This window comes from Rhodococcus sp. Q1 (assembly GCF_004153645.1).
In the GTDB taxonomy this organism is placed as follows: domain Bacteria; phylum Actinomycetota; class Actinomycetes; order Mycobacteriales; family Mycobacteriaceae; genus Rhodococcus; species Rhodococcus gordoniae.
This window is the reverse complement of record NZ_SDMJ01000016.1, coordinates 15,291-36,478: the sequence shown is the minus strand read 5'-3', so window position 1 is coordinate 36,478 and position 21,188 is coordinate 15,291. Positions and strand designations below refer to the sequence as shown.

Annotated in this window: 1 protein-coding gene; it reads right to left on the bottom strand. The window is 69.0% G+C overall.

The annotated features are described in order from the left end of the window. Nucleotides 1-68: 68 nt before the first annotated feature. The gene (locus EQ874_RS22710; protein WP_129978268.1) at nucleotides 69-20,930 is read right to left on the bottom strand and encodes a non-ribosomal peptide synthase/polyketide synthase; all 20,862 of its coding nucleotides are present in this window, start codon (nucleotides 20,928-20,930) and stop codon (nucleotides 69-71) included. Between the last annotated feature and the right edge of the window lie 258 nt (nucleotides 20,931-21,188).

The window sequence follows — 21,188 nt, the reverse complement described above, 5'->3', positions numbered from 1 at the left end:
GGCACCGTACTGGCCGGGCAGTCGAACGACAGCCGATCTTCCATTATCCCGAAGTGTCCGACACAGGACTAATCCGCGTCGCCCGCCGGGGCGGCGTCCACGCCGTCTGCCGGGCCGGCGTCGACGCCTTCCGCGACGGCGATCACGTCGCGCACCAGCTGTGCGAGACCGTCGGCGCCGAGTTCGGGCAGCATCCCCGGTACGAGGCCGTTCAGGACCACGGACACGAGCGCTTCGGCGGTGAGCGCGCCGCCCGTCGTGGTGGCCATGGTGTCCAGACGCTGGGCGAACTCACCGAGTGTGACCTCGCGCTCGCCGTGCCGGAAGGCGACCGTGCCCGGGGCCACGGCGGCCGCCGCGGCCACGAGTGCAGGCAGATCTGCGACGGTACGCGCCTTCTTCGGCCGGACCGCCCGCGCCCGCTCCGCATCCGTGCGGATGTCGATCGAACGGAGAACGACCTGCGGGTCGGCGCTGACGGTCTCGAGGATCCGGACGAAGCGATCGCCGAAGGTCTCGACCGTCGCGGCGTCGAACAGCGCCGTGGCGTAGGTGAAGGTCACCTCGAGCGCGGTCAGCGCTCCCGACTCGGAGAACCGTTCGACCACCGTGCACTGCAGGTCGAACTTCGCCTGATCGGCGCCCGTCTCGAGCGCGGTCACCTCGAGTCCCGGCAGGGCGAAGGTGCCCGTGTCGATGTTCTGGAAGGTGAGCATCGCCTGGAACAGAGGGGTGTACGCGCTGTTGCGGCGCACACCGAGCCGTTCGACGACCCGCTCGAACGGCACGTCGGCGTTGCCGAACGCCGCGAGGTCCTTCTCCTTGGCCTGCGCGAGCAGCTCCGCGAAGGTCGCCGAACCGGCCACCCGGGTACGGAGCACGAGGGTGTTGACGAACATGCCGACGAGGTCGTCGAGCGCCTCCTCACCACGACCGGCGGTCGGTGTTCCCACCGCGATGTCCTCGCTGCCGGACAGGCGGGCGAGCAGCACCGCGAAGGTGGCGTGCATCGCCATGAAGACCGTCGCGTTGTGCTCACGGGCGGTCTTCTCGATCCGCTGCGCGAGTTCCTCACCGATCGTGAAGGTGAACGACTCCCCCACCGTGGACTGGCGGGCGGGTCGCGGGCGATCCGTGGGCAGGGCGAGTACCTCCGGCACACCGGAGAGTTCGCCGGCCCAGTAGTCGAGCTGGCGCGACAGCTCGCTCTCCGGATCGTCCTCGGAGCCGAGAACGCTCTGCTGCCACAGCGTGTAGTCGGCGTACTGCACCTCGAGCGGTTCCCATCCCGGGGTCTCCCCCGCGGCGTGCGCGAGATAGGCGGTCATCACGTCGCGCACGAGCGGACGCATCGAATACCCGTCGGCGCTGATGTGGTGCGCGACGACCGCGAGGACGTGTTCGTCCGCGGCGAGACGCAACAGCGCGACCCGCACCGGCGGGACCGATGCCGTCACGTCGAATCCGCTGCCGAGGATCTCGGTGAGACGGTCGACGAGCTCGTCGGCGGTCACGTCCACCGGGGCGAGTTCGGGCACGGCCTGCGCGACCGGCAGCACGATCTGCACCGGACCGTCACCGCGGTCCGGGTAGACGGTGCGCAGCACCTCATGTCGTGCGAACAGGTCGGCGACCGCTGCACGCAGGGCGTCCACGTCGAGCGCACCGGTCAGGCGCACGGCGACGGGGATGTTGTAGACACCCGATTCGGGATCGACCCGGTTCAGGGTCCACATGCGCTGCTGCGCGAGCGACAGCGGCACCTGCTCGGGACGCGGGACGGTCGTGAGTGCCGGACGGGCACCCTCGCCCACCGACGGCCGGATGCGGGCGGCGAGCGCGACCACCGTCGACGACTCGAAGACGGTCCGGACCGGCACGCGGGTGTCGAGTGCGGCACCGAGCCGGGCGGCGAGCTGCGTCGCGAGCAGCGAGTTGCCGCCGAGTTCGAAGAAGTCGTCGTCGAGACCGGCCCGTTCGACACCGAGCAGTTCGGCGACGGTCGCAGCCACGATCTCCTCGACGGGATCGGTCGGGGCGCGGAACGCCCCCGCGTCGAGTTCGGGATCGGGCAGGGCACGCCGGTCGAGCTTGCCGTTGGTGTTCAGCGGCAACACGTCGAGTTCGACGAAGGCCGACGGCACCATGTACGACGGCAGCCGCTCCGCCAGCGCCGTCCGTGTCGCATCGGCGTCGAACGCCTCTGCGGCCGGCACGACGTACGCGACGAGACGGTCGCCGAGGTGAGCGGTGCTGCGCACCAGGACGGCGACGTCCTTCACGTCCGGCAGCTCGCGCAGGACGGTCTCGACCTCGCCGAGTTCGATGCGGTAACCGCGCACCTTGACCTGGAAGTCGGCCCGATCGAGATATTCGAGGCGACCGGCACGGTTCCACCGGACGATGTCGCCGGTGCGATACATGCGTCCGCTCCCGGACGGGTCGGCGACGAACCGGTCGGCGGTGAGGTCGGGACGGTCGTGGTAGCCCCGCGCGAGCTGGGCACCCGCAAGGTACAGCTCGCCGGCGACGCCCGGGGGTACCGGCCGCAGCCGGTCGTCGAGGACGTAGACGGCGGTGTTCCACTCGGGCACACCGATCGGGACGACGATCCGGTCGGCGTCGTCGACCTCGTGGACGGTGACCGAGACCGCGGCCTCGGTCGGTCCGTAGAGGTTGTACAACCTCGCGGTGTTGTCGGCACGGAACTGCTGGGCCACCGCCGCGGGCAGGGCCTCACCGATCGCGAGGATCCGGCGCAGCGACGGCGCCACCGGACCGGCTGCGACCGTCATCAGCATCGACAGCATCGACGGAACGGTGTGCAGCGTGGTCACCTGCTCGTCGCGCAGCAGTGCGAGCAGGTGGTCGGGATCGCGGTGTCCGTCGGCGGTGGCGATCACCAGGCGAGCACCGCTGGTGAGCGCCGACCAGAACTCCCACACCGACAGGTCGAACGTCGCGACGGTCTTGAGCAGCACCGCGTCGTCGGACCCGAGGCCGAAATGCTCACGCTTCCACAGCAGCTGGTTGACGATCGCGGCGTGCGAGACCGCGACACCCTTGGGGCGGCCGGTCGAACCCGACGTGAAGATCACGTACGCCGTGTTGCCCGGCCGCAGTGGAGCGGACCGGTCGGTGTCGACGATCGGTCCGTCCGCGACCCCGACGAGGTCGAGGCGGTCGAGTTCGACGACCGGCGCGATGCCGTGCTCCACACGGTCGCCGCTCGTCGTGACGATCGCGACGGGTGCGGCCGTGTCGAGGATGTAGGTGTTGCGCTCGGCGGGCTGGTCCGGGTCGACCGGCACGTAGGCCGCACCGGTCTTCGCGATCGCGTACATGCCCACGAGCAGCTCGGGCGAACGGCGAATCGCCAACGCGACCCGATCCTCCGGTCCCACACCGAGACCCAGCAGATGCCGGGCGAGACGGTTGACCGCCGAATCGAACTCGCCGTAGGTCCACCGCCGGCCCTCGTACACGAGCGCGACGGCATCGCGGTGCGCGGCGACCTGCTCGTCGAACAGGTCGACGAGAGTCGCTCGCGTGTCGGTCCCGTGAGCAGTGTCGTTCCACTCCCCCAGCACGGTGCCGCGTTCCTCCGGCAGCAGCACGGCGTGGTCGCCCACGGGCAGCGACGGCATCTCGACGAGCGCTGCGAGCAACTGCTCGAAACGGGCCGCGACGGTCTCCGCCGTCTCGCGGTCGAACAGATCCGTCGCGTACGTGAGGATCGCGTCGATGCCCTGCGGCGCGCCGTCGTCGCCGTAACGGTCGGCGACGATCAGGTGCATGTCGAACTGGGCGGTGCCGCCCTCGAGGTCGACCGGTTCGATGTCGAGGCCGGGCAGGGCGAGTTCGGATCGGCTCTGGTTCTGGAACGAGAAGCCGACCTGGAACAGCGGATGCCGAGCCGTCGACCGGGCCGGATTCAGGATCTCGACGAGACGCTCGAACGGCACGTCCGCGTGTGCGAAGGCCTGCAGATCGGTTTCCCGTGCCGCCGAGAGCAGTTCGTCGAAGGACGCGTCGCCGTCCACCTGCAGCCGGAGCACCAGCGTGTTGACGAACATGCCGATGAGGTCCTCGGTGGCCTGCTCGGTGCGACCCGCGATGGGGGTGCCCACCGCGATGTCCGTCGAGCCGGACAGGCGCGCGAGCAGTGCCGCGAAGGCGGCGTGCACGGCCATGAACACGGTCGCGTTCCGGTTGCGTGCCAGATCGCGCAGCTCGCGGTGCAGATCCGCGCCGAGGGTGAACTCCACGCGGTCGCCGCGGAAGCTCTGCTGCGCGGGCCGCGGACGGTCGAGCGGCAGGTCGAGCTGGTCGGGCAGGTCGGCGAGCGCGGTGCGCCAGTAGCCGAGCTGCTCGGCGGCGGTCGAATCCGGATCGTCCTCGGAGCCGAGAACCTCCCGCTGCCACAGCGCGAAGTCGGCGTACTGCACCTCGAGCGGCGCCCACGCCGGTTCGGTCTCGGCGGAGCGGGCGGCGTAGGCCGTCATGACGTCGCGGACCAGCGGCACCATCGACGAACCGTCGGCGCTGATGTGGTGGACCACGGTGACGAGGACGTGATCGTCGTCGGCCACACGGAGCAGATGCATCCGCACCGGCACATCGACGGTGACGTCGAAGCCTGCCGCAGCGATCTCCCGCATGCGTGCCTCGAGATCGGCGACGGCGACGTCGACCGGTTCGAGCCCGGGCCGGATCCGAGAGGCCGGCAGGATGCGCTGGATCGGGCCGGAGTCCGTCTCGGGATAGACGGTGCGCAGCGACTCGTGCCGTGCGACGAGGTCGGCGACCGCGGCACGCAACGCGTCGACGTCCAGTACGCCCTTCATCCGCAACGCGAACGGGATGTTGTAGGCCGTCGAGTCGGGATCGAACCGGTTGAGGAACCACATCCGCTGCTGTGCGGGAGACAGCGGGATCGACTCCGGCCGGGTCCGGGCCGCCAGCGGCACTCGCCCACCGCGACCGGATTCGTGTTCGACCCGGGTGGCGAGTTCCGCGACGGTGGACGCCTCGAACAACGCCCGCACCGGCACCTGCGCGTCGAGCGCGGCACCGAGCCGGGAAACGACCTGCGTCGCGATCAGAGAGTTGCCGCCGAGCGCGAAGAAGTCATCGTCGGCGCCGATACGGTCGACACCGAGCACATCGGCGAACACGCCTGCCACGATCTCCTCGAGCGGAGTGCTCGGCGCGCGGAAACCACGTGTCTCGAACACCGGCTCGGGCAGCGCCCGGCGGTCGAGCTTGCCGTTGACCGTCAGCGGGATCGCCTCGATCACCACGAACGCCGAGGGCACCATGTACTCCGGCAGGACCACGGCGACACTGCTGCGCAGCGCTTCGGTGTCGATCGACATGCCCTCGCGCGCAACCACATAGGCGACGATCCGGACCGCTCCCGGGGTGTCCTCGCGCACGATCACCGCGGCGTGCGCGACGTCGTCCTGCGCGAGCACCGCAGCCTCGACCTCGCCGAGTTCGATGCGGAAACCGCGGATCTTCACCTGGTCGTCGGCGCGGCCGAGATATTCGAGATCGCCCGAGACGACCCAGCGGGCGACGTCGCCCGTCCGGTACAGCAGCGCACCGTCGGACGAGAACGGATCGGCGACGAAACGTGCCGCAGACAGCTCGGGGCGACGCAGGTAACCACGCGCCAACTGGCCACCGCCGACGTACATCTCGCCGGCCACACCCACCGGTACCGGCTTCAGGCGACGATCCAGCACATACACCCGCAGACCTGCGATCGGAACACCGACCACGCTCGCGGACGCACCCTGCGCCAGATCGGCACCGATCTCCCGGTACGACACATGCACGGTCGTCTCCGTGATGCCGTACATGTTCACCAGGCGCGGGGCTGTGCCGATCCCCCGTTGCTGCGCTCGTCCCGCCTCTCCATGGCGCTCGAACCACCCGGCGAGACGGCGCGGCTCGAGCGCCTCACCACCGAAGATCACGTACCGCAACGACAACTGCGCCTCGTCGACCGCGACCCGGTCGGCCTCGACCAGCTGGTAGAAGGCCGACGGCGTCTGGTTGAGCACGGTGACGCGTTCGCGGATCAGCAACTCGCGGAAGGCTTCCGGCGAACGCGACGTGAAGTAGTCGACGACCACGAGGGTTCCGCCGTAGAGCAACGGCCCCCACAGCTCCCATACCGAGAAGTCGAAGGCGTAGCTGTGGAACATCGTCCACACGTCCGACGAGTCGAAGCCGTACACCGATTCGGTGTTGACCATCAGCCGCACCACAGTGCGATGCGGGATCAGCACACCCTTCGGGCGCCCGGTCGATCCCGACGTGTAGATCACGTACGCCAGGTTCGTCGATGTCAGCGGGGCACGGCGCTCCGCGTCGAGGATCGGTGCGTCGTCGACGTCCGACAGATCCAGACGGTCGATCTCGACGATCGGCACCGAGTCCGGGAACGGCACCTCGGCATCCGAGGTGGTCACCACCGCCACCGGCGTCGCGTCCGAGACCAGGAACTCGATCCGGTCGGCCGGCGAGTTCGGATCGATCGGCAGGTATCCGGCACCGGCTTCGAGCACTGCGAGCAGCGCGACGATCAGATCGAGCGAGCGCGGCATCGCGACCGCGACGAGATCCTCGGGGCCTGCCCCGACGTCGATGAGATGACGTGCCAGGCGGTGCACCCGCGCACCGAGTTCGCGGTAGGACAACTGCTCGTTTCCGAACCGCACCGCGACCGCGTCGCCGCGCTCGGCGACGCGCGCCTCGAACATGTCCACGAGCGTCGCCCCGGCCGGCGCGACGTCGTCGCCCAGCGAGTTCCAGCGCGAGACGACCAGTTCCCGCTCGAAATCGTCGAGGATCTCGATGTCCCCGACCACGGCCGAAGGGTCCTCCACGACCGCACGCAGAATCCGGAGCAACTGCTCCGCGAACGCCGCGACCCTCAGGTCGTCGAACAGGTCCGTCGCGTAGGTGACGGCGAACTCCATACCCGCGTCCGCATCGTCCTCACCCTTCCTCTCCGCAAACGTGAACTGCAGGTCGAACTTGGCGGTATCCGCGTCGTAGTGGAGGGCCCGGGCGGTGACGCCGTCGAGAGCGAACTCGACCTCACCGGTGTTCTGGAACGTGAGCGCCACCTGGAACAGCGGGTGACGGGCCTGTGACCGCTGAGGATCGAGGATCTCGACGAGCCGCTCGAAGGGGACGTCGGCGTGCGCGAAGGCGTCGAGATCGGTCTCCCGCACCTGCCCGAGCAGGTCGTGGAAGGGGCGATCGTTCCGCACGTCGACGCGGAGCACGAGCGTGTTGACGAACATGCCCACGAGGTCGTCCAGTGCACGCTCGCCGCGACCGGCGATCGGGGTGCCGATGGCGATGTCCTCCGAGCCGGACACCCGGGCCAGCAACACTGCGAGTGCCGCATGCACGACCATGAACAGCGTCGTGTTCCGTTGCCTGGCCAGCTCTTCCAACGAAGCGTGCAGCTGTGGCTCGATCCGGAACCGGCTCGTCCGGCCGGCGTTGGACGCCACCTCCGGGCGAGCACGATCGGACGGCAGATCGAGCTGGTCGGGCAGGTCCGCCAGCCGATCGGTCCAGTACTTCGTCTGCCGGGAGAAGACCGAGTCCGGATCACTGTCCGAACCGAGGACCTCGCGCTGCCAGAGGGCATAGTCGGCGTACTGCACTTCCAGCGGCGCCCACGCGGGAGCTTCCCCACGCGAGCGGTTGGCGTACGCGAGCATGATGTCGCGCGCGAGCGGTCGCAGGGAGAAACCGTCGGCTGCGATGTGGTGCACCACGAGGAACAGCACATGTTCGCGGGCACCGAGAGTGAACAGCACGACCCGCAGCGGCACCTCGCGCGTGACGTCGAAACCCTCCGAGGTGAGCTGTTCGGCCCGATCGAACAGGGCGCTCTCGTCGACACGCTCGACGGGCAACTCCACTGTGTAGGGCGGCAGGATCGACTGGTGTCCTGCGCCGTCGACGTCGGGATAGACGGTGCGCAGCGACTCGTGTCGTTCGACGACGTCGCGCAGCGCGGTACGCAGTGCCTTCACGTCGAGGTCACCGGTCAGACGCACCCCTACCGGGATGTTGTTCGCGCCGGATTCGGGATCGAACCGGTTGAGAAACCACATGCGCTGCTGCGCCGGCGACAACGGAATACGTTCGGGGCGCATCGTCCTGGCGAGCGGGACGCGTTCACCTCGGCCGGCCTCCCGTTCGACGCGCACCGCGAGTGCGGCAACGGTGCCGGCATCGAAGAGTGCACGTACCGGCACTTGCGTGTCCAGGATCGCACCGAGGCGGGAGACGACCTGGGTCGCGAGGAGCGAGTTCCCTCCGAGCTCGAAGAAGTCGTCGTCGAGCCCGACATCCTGTACGCCCAGCACATCGGCGAACACTCGCGCGACGGATTCTTCGACCGGGGTGGTGGGTGCACGGAATTCGCGGTAACGGAGGCCGAACTCCGGTTCGGGTAGCGCGCTGCGGTCGAGTTTGCCCACGGGCGTCAACGGCACCTCGTCGAGCACGATGATCTGCGAGGGGACCATGTACGAGGGCAGCGAGCGTGCGACGTGCTCGGAGAGTTCGGCAGGGACGAGCCCCGCACCGCCCTGCACGTATGCGACGAGAGCCGTTTGCCCCGAGGGCATCTCGTGGCCGACGGTGCTGGCGAACACGACGAGCGGGTGTGTCAGGAGCACGGCGTCGATCTCACCGAGTTCGATCCGGTATCCGCGGATCTTGACCTGGAAGTCCGAGCGGCCCACGAACACCAGACGACGCTCGGCGTCCCAGCGCACGATGTCGCCGGTGCGGTACATCCGAGCGCCCGGCACGCCGAACAGGGCCGCGACGAACCGCCCTGCGGTGAGACCGGGACGATGATGGTATCCCCGGGCGAGTACGTCACCCGCCAGATAGAGCTCGCCGGGTACCCCTGTGGGAACCGGTCGCATCCGGCCGTCGAGAACGAGAGCGTGCACACCCGCGGTGGGTGCGCCGATCGTGATCGGCCCGTCGGCCTCGAGCTGTTCGCGAGTCGAAACGATCGTGGTCTCGGTCGGCCCGTAGGCGTTGAAGAATCGCCGGCCGGGAGCCCAGCGCGCTACGAGGTCCGGAGTGGACGCGTCGCCACCGACGTTGAGGGTGTGCAGCGAGTCCAGGTCGCCGGGATCCACCGAACCGAGTACCGCCGGGGTGATCACGGCGTGCGTGACCTTCGTCTGCGCGATGAGTGCCCGCAGTTCGGCACCACCGTAGATCGACGGCGGCGTGATGACGAGTTCGGCGCCCGTCGAACCCGCCATCGTCCAGTCCAGCACGGAGGGATCGAAACTCGGCGAACAGATGTGCAGGATCCGGGACCGGGCGGTCACCCCGTACAGTTCGACGGTTTCCCGGACCAGACCGGCCAGGCCGCGGTGGGTGACCCCGACGCCCTTCGGGCGACCCGTCGAACCCGAGGTGTAGATGACGTACGCGAGATGGTCGACTCGCAGCGACGCCGTGCGGTCGGCATCCGTGATCGGGGCCGCCGACCGGGCGGAGTAGTCGGCGACGAACGCATCGTCGTCGAGCCGAACCCATTCGGTCCGGGAGGGCAGCTTCGCCGCGTGCGCCGTCGCGGTCAGCCCGAGCAGGGCTCCCGAGTCGTCGAGCATGTGGGCGACGCGTTCGATCGGGTATTCCGGGTCGATCGGCACATAGGCCGCACCCGTCTTCGCGACCGACCACACCCCCAGCACCATTTCCCACGAACGAGGGAAGGCGAGTGCAACGAGCTCGTCGGGACCGGCACCGCGTCCGATCAGATACCGTGCGATCCGGTTGGACCGTTCGTCGAGGTCCCGGTAGGTCAGGACGGTGTCGCCCGCCCGGACGGCAATGCGATCGGGATGGTCGGATACCGCGGAGGTGAGCAGTTCCACGAGCGTCGCCGTCCGCGCGACCGCCCGTCCACGGACGGAGAGCAAGTGCTGCGCCTCTCCGTCCGAGAGGATCTCGAGATCACCGACTGCAGTCGACGCATCGGCGACGACCTCTTCGAGCATCCGGACGAATCGCGCACCGAAATCGGAAACGGTGTCCGCGTCGAACAAGTCCGTGGCATAGGACAATTCGACGACGTAACCACCGTCCGTCCCGGCGCTGTCCTCGTCGAGGACGGTGACGGCGAGATCGAACTTCGACAGGTCGCTGTCGAACGCCAGATTCGAAACCGACAGTTCCGGCAGCTCGAACGAGACCGGGCCGATGTTCTGGAAGGCGAGCATCACCTGGAACAGCGGATTGTGCGCCTGGGTGCGCACGGGAGCCAGGACGTCGACGAGCCTCTCGAACGGAACATCCGCGTGTGCGAACGCCCCCAGGTCCACGTCGCGTACGTGGCCGAGAAGTTCCTCGAACGGAGCCGAGACGTCGACCTGTGTACGCAGCACGAGCGTGTTGACGAACATGCCGACGAGCTCGTCGAGGACACGTTCACCGCGGCCGGCGATCGGGGTGCCGATCGCGATGTCGTCCGACGCGCTCATGCGTGCGAGGAGCGCTGCGAGCACCGCGTGCACGACCATGAAGTCCGTCGTCCGATGTTCCTTCGCGAGGCGTCCGATCGCGGCCCGCAGCTCTGCGCTGATGGTGAATCGCGACGTCGCTCCACGGTAGGAGGCGACGGCGGGCCGAGGGCGGTCGACCGGGAGGTCCAGGCTGTCCGGCAGATCCTCCAGCGTTTCGATCCAGTAAGCGATCTGCTGCGCTACCAGGGAATCCGGGTCTTCCTCGGAGCCGAGGACATCGCGCTGCCAGAGGGTGTAGTCGGCGTACTGGATGTCGAGCGGTTCCCAGCCGGGCGCCTCCCCGGTGGACCGAGCGGCGTAGGCGATCATGATGTCGCGCGTGAGCGGTCCCATCGAGAACCCGTCCGCCGCGATGTGGTGCAGCACGGCTACGAGCACGTGCTCGCCCGGAGCCGACTCGAAGAGCCGGACGATCAGAGGGACGTCGCGAGCAAGGTCGAACGGGGTCGCGGCGAGCTGTCGGAGTTCGGCAGGAAGATTCTCCGGGTCGATCGACCGCGCTTCGAGTCGGATCGTGACATCGGCCGGGGCGAGCACCTTCTGGTATCCGTAGCCGTCGATGTCGGGGTAGACGGTGCGTAGCGACTCGTGACGCGAGATCACGTCGTGGAGCGCGGCTTCGAGGGCCTCGACGTCCAGCTTGCCCGACAGATGCACGGCGACGGGGATGTTGTTCACCGCCGATTCGGGGTCGAAGCGGTTGAGGAACCACATGCGCTGCTGGGCGAGCGACAGCGGCACCCGTGCGGGTCGCGGACCGGCGACGAGCGGGATCCGGTCGATGCCGGACGACGCTGCCTCCACGGCCGCGGCGAGACCTTCGACGGTGGACGACTCGAAGATCGCACGCAGCGCCGTCCGGACGCCGAGGGCTTCGCCGATGCGGGAGACGGCCTGCGTCGCGATCAGCGAGTTGCCACCGAGCGCGAAGAAGTCGTCGTCGAGACCGACGCGGTCGAGTCCGAGGACATCGGCGAAGACCGACGCGACGATCTGTTCGACCGGGGTCGTCGGTGCGCGGAACTCCTTGACCTCGAAGACCGGAGCCGGCAGGGCCTTGCGATCGAGCTTGCCCGACGATCCGAGCGGGAACTCGTCGAGCACGACGTAGACCGCCGGCACCATGTAGGCCGGCAGCGAGCCGGTGAGACGGCGCGAGACGGAGGCGGTGTCGAGCGACCGCCCGTCGGCGGCGACGAGGTAGGCGACGAGATGCTCACCGGAGTGGGCGTCCGAGCGCACCAGCACGACGGCCCGGTCGACGTCGTCGAGCGCGAGCAGAGCCGTCTCGATCTCGCCGAGTTCGATGCGCAGACCGCGCAGCTTGATCTGGAAGTCGGTCCGGCCGATGTATTCGAGTTCGGCACGTGCTGCGCCTGCGTCGGAGACCTCCCGGGCGGCCCATCGCACGAGATCGCCCGTGCGATAGAGCCTCTCCCCCGCCTCGAACGGCGAGGCGACGAAGCGCTCCGCAGTCAGGTCCGGCCGCGCCACGTAGCCCCGTGCCAGCTGGACACCCGACAGGTAGAGCTCACCCGCGACACCGACCGGCACCGGGTGCAACCGGCCGTCGAGGACGTGGACACCGGTGTTCCAGACCGGGACACCGATGGGCACCGACACGGTGTCGGCCGCGGTGACCTCGTGGTAGGTCACATCGACGGCCGCTTCGGTCGGGCCGTACAGGTTGTGCAGGCGAGCGCCCGGCAGGATCGTCCGCAGACGTGCGGCGACCGATGCGGACAGCGCCTCGCCCGACGCGAAGACCATCCGCAGCGACGACGCCGACGCGGCGGCGTTCTCGGCGACGAAGACCGCGAGCATGGACGGCACGAAGTGCGCGACCGTGACGCCGCGTTCCGCCATCACCCGCGCGAGATAGGCCGGATCCCGATGCCCCTCGGGCAGCGCGATCTCGAGCCGTGCACCGATCTGCAGGGGCCAGAAGAACTCCCACACCGACACGTCGAAGGTGAACGGCGTCTTCTGCAGCACCACGTCGTCGTGGGTGATTCCGTACTCGTCCTGCATCCACAGCAGGCGGTTGACGATCGCACCGTGCGGAACCGCCACGCCCTTGGGCCGTCCCGTCGAGCCGGACGTGAAGATGACGTACGCGGTGTTCGCGGGGGTGAGCGCGGCGGTGCGCTCGGCGTCGGTGACCGGGCCGGACGGCAGGCCCGACAGCTCGAGCGTGTCGATCTCGATCGTGGGCACCGCAGCGTTCGCCTCGAACGCGTCGCGGGTGGTGGTCAGCACCGCCACGGGCGCCGCCGTCGCGAGGATGTACGCGTTGCGTTCGGCGGGCTGATCGGGATCGAGCGGAAGGTAGGCACCGCCGGCCTCGACGATCGCATACATGCCGACGAGGAGGTCGAGGGAGCGGCGCACCGCGAGTCCGACGGTCGACTCCGGGCCGACCCCCTGCGAGATCAGGTGGCGGGCAAGTCGGTTCGCGCGCGCAGCGAATTCCGCGTAGGTGAGTTGTTCGCCCTCGAAGGCCACGGCCACGGCGTCCGGATCCGTCGCCACCCGGGTGTCGAACAGATCGACGAGAGTGGCCGGTTCCAGTGCGTGCGCGGTGTCGTTCCACAACTCGAGGACCGCGTGACGCTCGTCGCCGCCGAGCAGGTCGATATCCCCGACGGCGACCTCCGGCTCACGCACCACGGCCTCGAGGACGCGGACGAAGCGATCTGCGAAGCCGCGCACCGTCGCACGATCGAAGAGATCGGTCGCGTAGGTGAACGCCGCTCCGAGACCGTCGGGCGTGCCGTCCTCCGCGAAGTCCTCGGTGAGGGTCAGCTGCAGGTCGAACTTGGCGACCGCCGTGTCGATGTCGAGCACGTCGAGGGTGAGTCCGCGCAGTTCGACGTGCGCGGCCCGCAGGTTCTCGAACGAGAGCATGACCTGGAAGAGGGGATGCCGGGCGGTGGACCGGGCCGGGTTGAGCACCTCGACGAGTCGTTCGAAGGGCACATCGGCGTGGCCGAAGGCACCGAGCGCCGCGTCGCGTGCCCGCGCCAGATGCGAGGTGAACGGCGTACCCGAATCGACCTCCGTGCGCAGCACGAGGGTGTTGACGAACATGCCGATGAGGTCGTCGAGCGCCTGCTCACCGCGACCGGCGACGGGTGTGCCGATCGCGATGTCGTCCTGGCCGGACATCCGCGCGAGCAGCACGCTCAGGGCGGCGTGCACCACCATGAACAGCGACGCGTTGCGGGTGCGCGCCAGCGCCACGAGCTCGCGGTGCAGCTCCGGGTCGATCGAGAAGTCCACGGTGGCACCGGAATAGGACTGCATGGCCGGCCGCGGGCGGTCGGCGGGCAGATCGAGCTGATCGGGGACGCCGGCGAGGGTGCGACGCCAGTAGTCGAGCTGACGGGAGATCAGCGACTGCGGATCGTCCTCGGATCCGAGTACCTGCCGCTGCCACAGCGTGTAGTCGGCGTACTGCACCGGGAGCGGCGCCCACGACGGCTCCTCCCAATCGGTGCGCGCCGTGTAGGCGACCATGATGTCGCGCGCCATCGGACCGGTGGACCAGCCGTCCGCCGAGATGTGGTGCACGACGAGCGCGAGCACGTGTTCCTCGTCGCCGAGTTCGAACAGCTCTGCGCGGATGGGCACGTCCGACGTCACGTCCAGTCCGGTGAAGACCAGGCGACGCACCGCCGCGGGCAGCTCCCCGGGGGTGATCCGGGTGGGGGTCAGGTCGGGCACGACCTCCGCTGCGGCACGGACGACCTGATGCGGTCCGTCCGGCGAGTCGGGGAAGACGGTGCGCAGCGACTCGTGCCGGTCGATGACGTCCATGATCGACACCTGTAGTGCCGCGACGTCCAGTTCGCCGGTCAGACGCAGCGCCATCGGGAGATTGTAGGTGGCCGAGCGCGGATCGAAACGGTTGAGGAACCACATCCGCTGCTGCGCCAGCGACAGCGGAACCCGTGCGGGCCGCGGCAGTTTCGTCAGCGCGACGCGCGCGCCACGACCCGCCTCCTGCTCGACGCGCACCGCCAGCGCCGCCACCGAGCTGGATTCGAACAGCGCCCGTACCGGCACCTGTGCGTCGAGCGCGACACCGAGCCGGGAGACCACCTGCGTGGCGAGCAGCGAGTTGCCGCCGAGTTCGAAGAAGTCGTCGTCGAGACCGACTCCCTGTACGCCGAGAACTTCGGCGAAGACGTTCGCGACCGTCTCCTCGATGGGAGTCGTCGGGGCGCGGAACTCGCGGTAGCTGATGCCGAGCTCGGGTTCGGGCAGGGCACGGCGATCGAGCTTGCCGACGGGGTTGAGCGGCACCTCGTCGAGCACGATGATCTGCGAGGGCACCATGTACGAGGGCAGCGACCGGCCGACGTGATCGGCCAGCACGGCAGGATCGATCTGCTGATCTCCGTGCACGTACGCGACGAGCGCCGTCTGGCCCGACGGCATCTCGTGCCCGACGGTGGTCGCGAAGTCGACGAGGGGGTGGGTCAGCAGCGCCGCGTCGATCTCACCGAGTTCGATGCGGTAACCGCGGACCTTGACCTGGAAGTCGGAGCGACCCGCGAACTCGATGCGTCCCTGCTCGTCCCAGCGAACGACGTCGCCGGTCCGGTACATACGCGTTCCGGCCGAACCGAACGGGTTCGCCACGAACCGGTCGGCGGTGAGCGACGGACGGCGGTGATAACCCCGGGCGAGCACGTCGCCTGCGAGATACAGCTCTCCCGCGACACCGGCGGGGACGGGACGGAGCCGGCTGTCGAGGACCAGGGCGTGCACCCCGGCGACGGGACGGCCGATGGTGATCGGTCCGGACGGCTCGAGGAGGCCTCGCGTCGAGACGATCGTGGTCTCCGTCGGACCGTAGGCATTGTAGAACCGGCGGCCGGGCGCCCAGCGGGACACGAGGTCGGCGGTGGACACGTCACCACCGACGTTCACGAGACGCAGGGTGTCGAGCCCGCTCGGGTCGACGGAACCGAGTACCGCCGGGGTGATGACCGCGTGGGTGACCCCGGTGCGTTCGATGAGCGCGCGCAGTTCGGCGCCGCCGTAGATCGTCGGCGGTGTCACGACGAGTTCGGCGCCGGTGGACCCGGCCAGCGTCCAGTCGAGGACCGACGGATCGAAGCTCGGAGAGCAGACGTGCAGGAGTTTCGATTCCTCTGTCACGCCGTACAGTTCGACGCTCTCGCAGACGAGGCCGGCGAGACCGCGGTGGGTGACCGCGACGCCCTTGGGCCTGCCCGTGGAGCCGGAGGTGTAGATGACGTACGCGGTGTGGTCGAGCCGCAGCGGCGCCGCGCGATCGGCGTCGGTGAGCGGACCGTCCGGGTAGGACGCGCAGGACGCGACGAACTCGGGGTCGTCGAGCCGGATCCACTCGGTGCCCGAAGGCAGACCGGTGGCATATTCCCCGGTCGTCAGACCGAAGACGGCCGACGAGTCGTCGAGCATGTGGGTGACACGTTCGGCCGGGTATTCGGGGTCGACGGGTGTGTAGCCGGCGCCGGTCTTGGCGACCGACCACACGGCGAGGACCATCTCCCACGACCGCGGGAAGGCGAGGGCGACGATGCCGTCGGGACGAGCACCGCGCGCGACGAGGTTCCGGGCGATGCGGTTCGACCAGGTGTCGAGTTCGCGGTAGGTCAGGACGGTGTCGCGGTCGCGGACGGCGACACGATCGGGATGGTCGACGGCGCCGGTGGTCAGCAACTCCACGAGGGTGCGGGCTTCGGCCGGCTCGGGCCCCTTCGCGGTGAGGAGGCGATCGGCTTCTCCGGGCGAGAGGATCGCGAGGTCGCCCACGCAGGTCGACGGGTCGGCGACGATCCCGGCGAGGATCCGGGCGAAGCGTTCGGCGAAGACGGCGACCGTCTCGGCATCGAACAGATCGGTGGCATATTCGAACAGCGCGTCGAGACCGGCGGGTTCGCCGTCGTCGCCGGCCTTCTCGGTGACCCAGAGCTGGATGTCGAACTTCGAGATCGGCACGTCGAGTTCGGCACCGACGGCGTGCACCCCCGCGAACGAGATGTCGCGTGCGGTTCCGGGTTCGAGGGACAGCGCGGCCTGGAACAGCGGATGGCGCGCGGTGGACCGGGGCGGATTGAGTACCTCGACGAGTCGCTCGAAGGGGACGTCGGCGTTCGAGAAGGCTGTCAGGTCGGTTTCCCGGACACTGCCGAGATACTCCTCGAACGACACGCCGGGATCGATCCGGGTGCGCAGGACGAGGGTGTTGACGAACATGCCGATCAGGTCGTCGAGGTCCTTCTCCCCGCGACCCGCGACCGCGGTACCGATGGCGATGTCGTCGGACCCGCTGAGCCGGGACAGCAGCGCCGCGTAGGCCGCGTGGACGACCATGAACAGCGATGCCTGTTGTTTACGGGCGAGGTCGACGAGACCGCGGTGGGTCTCGGCATCGATCTCGAAGCGGTGCTTGTCGCCACTGTAGGACGAGACGGCGGGCCGGCTCCGATCGGCGGGCAGATCGAGCTGGTCGGGCAGACCGTCGAGTTCGTTCACCCAGTAGTCGAGTTGCTGCGCGGCAACGGAATTCGGGTCGGCTTCGTCACCGAGGGCCTCGCGTTGCCAGACCGCATAGTCGGCGTACTGGACGGGAAGCGGCGTCCAGTTCGGCTTGTCCCCCTCGACGCGGGCGCTGTATGCCGTGACGACGTCGCGGGCGAACGGGCCGAACGAGGAGCCGTCGGCGGCGATGTGGTGCAGCACCATCGCCAGGACGTAGCGGTCGGGGGCGAGCCGGTAGAGCGCGACCCGGAAGGGGACGTCGCGGACGACGTCGAAACCGCGACTCGCGAGATCGACGACGGCGTCGCGCAGATCCTGCTCGTCGACGTCGATCGGCTCGAGCGGGACGACGACCTGCTCGACCGGAAGGATCACCTGCTGCGGTTCGCCGTCCCTCTCGGGGTAGACGGTCCGCAACGTCTCGTGTCGCGCCACCACGTCGGCGAAGGCGTCGGACACCGCACCGGGATCGACGGCGCCGGTGAGCTGCACCGTGAACGGAAGGTTGTAGGCGGCGGTGCTGACGTCGAAGCGGTTGAGGAACCAGATCCGTTGCTGCGCAGTCGACAACGGGAGTACGTCGGGTCGGGGGCGGGCGACGAGCGGCGATCGCGCGCCGGTACCGATCTGCTTGGCGAGCCGCGTCGCGAGACCCACGACGGTGGACGCCTCGAACAGCACACGCACGGGCACCTGGGTGTCGAGCGCGGCCCCGATCCGGGAGACCACCTGGGTGGCCACGAGGGAGTTGCCGCCGAGTTCGAAGAAGTCGTCGTCGAGACCCACACGGTCGATGCCGAGGACCTCCCCGAACGCTTCGGCGACGGCACGTTCGGCAGGCGTGCGCGGCTCACGGAAGATGCGGGTACTGCTGAAGACCGGCTCCGGCAGCGCCTTCCGGTCGAGCTTGCCGCTCGTGTTGAGCGGCAGTGCGTCGAGCACCATGAGCGACGCCGGGACCATGTACGACGGCAGGGAACGGCCGGCGTGGTCGGCGAGATCGGAGGTGTCGATCGTGCGGCCGGGGGCGGCCACGACGTACCCGACGAGCTGATCGCCGGTGGGAGTCGCCACCACGAGCACGACGGCCTGCGAGACGGCGGGATGCGTGAGGAGCACCGTTTCGATCTCGCCGAGCTCGATGCGCTGGCCGCGGAACTTGACCTGGAAGTCGGTGCGCCCGATGTACTCGAGCAGACCCGCACCGTCGTCCGTGGTCTCCCACCGCACCAGGTCGCCGGTGCGGTACATGCGCTCGCCCGGCCCGCCGAACGGGTCGGCGAGAAAACGATCCGAGGTCAGGTCGGGACGATCGAGATAACCACGCGCGAGCTGGATACCGGCGAGGTACAGCTCGCCGGGACGCCCCACCGGCACCGGGCGCAACCGCCGGTCGAGGACGTACGCGCGGCTGTTCCACTGCGGAATGCCGATCGGGACGCTGTGCACGTCGCCGGGGGCGGCCCGATGGTAGGTGATGGACACCGCGGCTTCGGTGGGGCCGTACAGGTTGTGGAGCCCGGCCGGGCACATCCGCGCGAAGTCCGCGGCGGTCCCGGACGGTAGCGCCTCACCGATGACGAAGACGTGCCGCAACGAATCACATGTTCCGGCAGGCGCATTGGCGACGAAGACGGTGAGCATCGACGGCACGAAGTCGGTGATCGTGACCCCGTGCTCGGCGATCTTGTCCGCCACGTAGACCGGGTCGCGGTGCCCGTCGGGCGTCGCGACCACGAGGGTCGCGCCGACGCGCAGGGGCATGAAGAAACCCCACAGCGACACGTCGAAGGTCGTCGCGGTCTTCTGCAGGTACACATCGGAGGACGTCAGGCCGTACTGGTCGTTCATCCACTGGATCTGGTTGTCGATCGCGACGTGGCTCACCGCCACGCCCTTCGGCCGTCCCGTCGAGCCCGAAGTGAAGATGACGTAGGCGGTCGTGTCCGGCAGGATCGGGCCGCGCCGTTCGGCGTCGGTGAGCGGCGTCGCGTCGAACCGCGAGTGGTCGAAGGTGTCGACCTCGATCGTGGGGATGCCCTCGGGCAGCGTCACGTCGTCGCGTGCCGTGGTGAGCACCGCCGCGGGGTGGGCGGTCTCGAGGATGTAGGCGGTGCGATCGGCCGGGTGGTCGGGGTCGATCGGCACCCAGGCGCCACCCGCCTCGACGATCGCGTACATGCCGACGACGAGGTCGAACGAGCGGCGGACACACAGTCCGACGAGCGATTCGGGTCCGACACCGAGGTCGACCAGGGCGCGGGCGAGGCTGTTCACCCGTGCCGCGAACTCGGCGTAGGTGAGCGACTCGCCCTCGAAGACCAGTGCGGTCGCGTCGGGAGCGACGGCGACCCGCTCGTGGAACTCCGCGAGCAGGTCGCGGCGCTGCACAGGGTGATCGGTGCGGTTCCAGTCGCGGACGACGTGTTCGAGTTCGGTGCGGCCGGCGAGCGGGATGTCCCAGACGGGCCGATCCGAAGCCGAGCCGACGAACCGGTCGAAGAACTCGACGAACCGTCCGTGATCGGCGGCGGACCGGTCGGGTCCGTAGAGGTTCGGGTTCGACTCGAAGTCGATATGGGTGCTGTCGCCGCTGGTGTAGATGTTGACGCCGAGGTCCTCGATCAGACCGGTCGACAGGATGTTGATCCGCCCGACCATGTCGCCGAGGCGGACCTCGTTGTCGAACAGCATGATGTTGACCCACGGACCGAAGAAGGTGGATTGTGCTCCACCCGCGGAGGTCGCGTCGCGGTCGCGGACGATGTCCTCGTGCCGGTAGCGCTGGTGCCGCAGGGCACCCGAGACGGCGGCTCCCGACGCCACGATCAGATCGTGCACGGTGGTCTCGTCGGTCACGCTCAGGCGGAGCGGCACGACGTTCGAGACCATGCTGCCGGAGCGGCGCAGCAGCGCGGTGGTGCGCGCCGCGACAGGCAGGCTCAGGACGACGTCGGTCTGTCCGGTCATCTGGGCGACGTAGGCCGCGAACGCCGCGATGACCGCGGTGGCCAGGCTCGTGTTCTCCCGCTCGGCCAGTTCGGCGACGCGCCGTTCGGTGTCGTCGGACAGCGCGGCGCTGTCGATGCGGCTGACCGGGGCGGGCGCCGCGGTGCGGCCGGCGAGGCTCGTGGCCTCCTCGATGCCCTCGATCTGTCGTGCCCAGTACTCGCGGTCGTCGGCGAACCGCTTCGACCCGCGGTACTCCATCTCGATCTCGTAGACCTTGCGCAGATCGGACGCGAGACTCGGGGGCGGTTCGACACCGTCGACCGCGGCCGTGTAGAGCTCGGCGATGCGGGTCATGAACGTCGCGGCGGCGAAACCGTCGAGCGCGAGATGATGAACGCGGTTGTACCAGAAGTAACGACGGTCACCGATGCGCAGCACCGTCGCGGAGATCAGCCGGTCGCGGAGGACGTCGACGGGACGGCTGCGATCGTTGCGCATCCAGTCGAGCGCGGCCTGGCGGGGATCGGGCTCGCCCCGAAGATCCTCGTACCCGACGGACTCTTCGAGAGTGGGGTCGACGAGCTGGTAGGGCTGGGCGTCGACCTCGATGAACCGGAGGAAACCCGATCCCATCTCGTGGGCGGCGCGGACACTCGCGGCACGCAGCAGGTCGCGGTCGACGTCCCCGTCGAGTTCGACGTACTGAGCGATGTTGGCGGGCACCGTCGGATCGACGTGCTGAGCGAACCACATGCCCAGCTGTGCCGGCGAGAGCGGAAAGGCCCCGGGCGGCACGATGCCCTGCGCGTTCGCCGCTTCCGATCCGCCGCTACCCAGCGAGTCCAATCCCCAACCTCTCTCTCACCGTCGCGCAACCCCCATCGGCGGCAGCTTGCGCAGCGCACAACCTTCTCGGTTTATCTGCTGACCAGGTGGGAATCGTTACGGCGCGGCCGGGCGGTAGGACTCTCCGCAGGACCGGACGCAGCAACGAATCCCCGGCCTTTCGGCCGAGGCGCCCGAAGCAGGTTACCCGCCGGTCATCACCGGAGCCCATGACATACGCACCGGGACCAATCTACAGGGTGCCCACCCGGCGCCGAC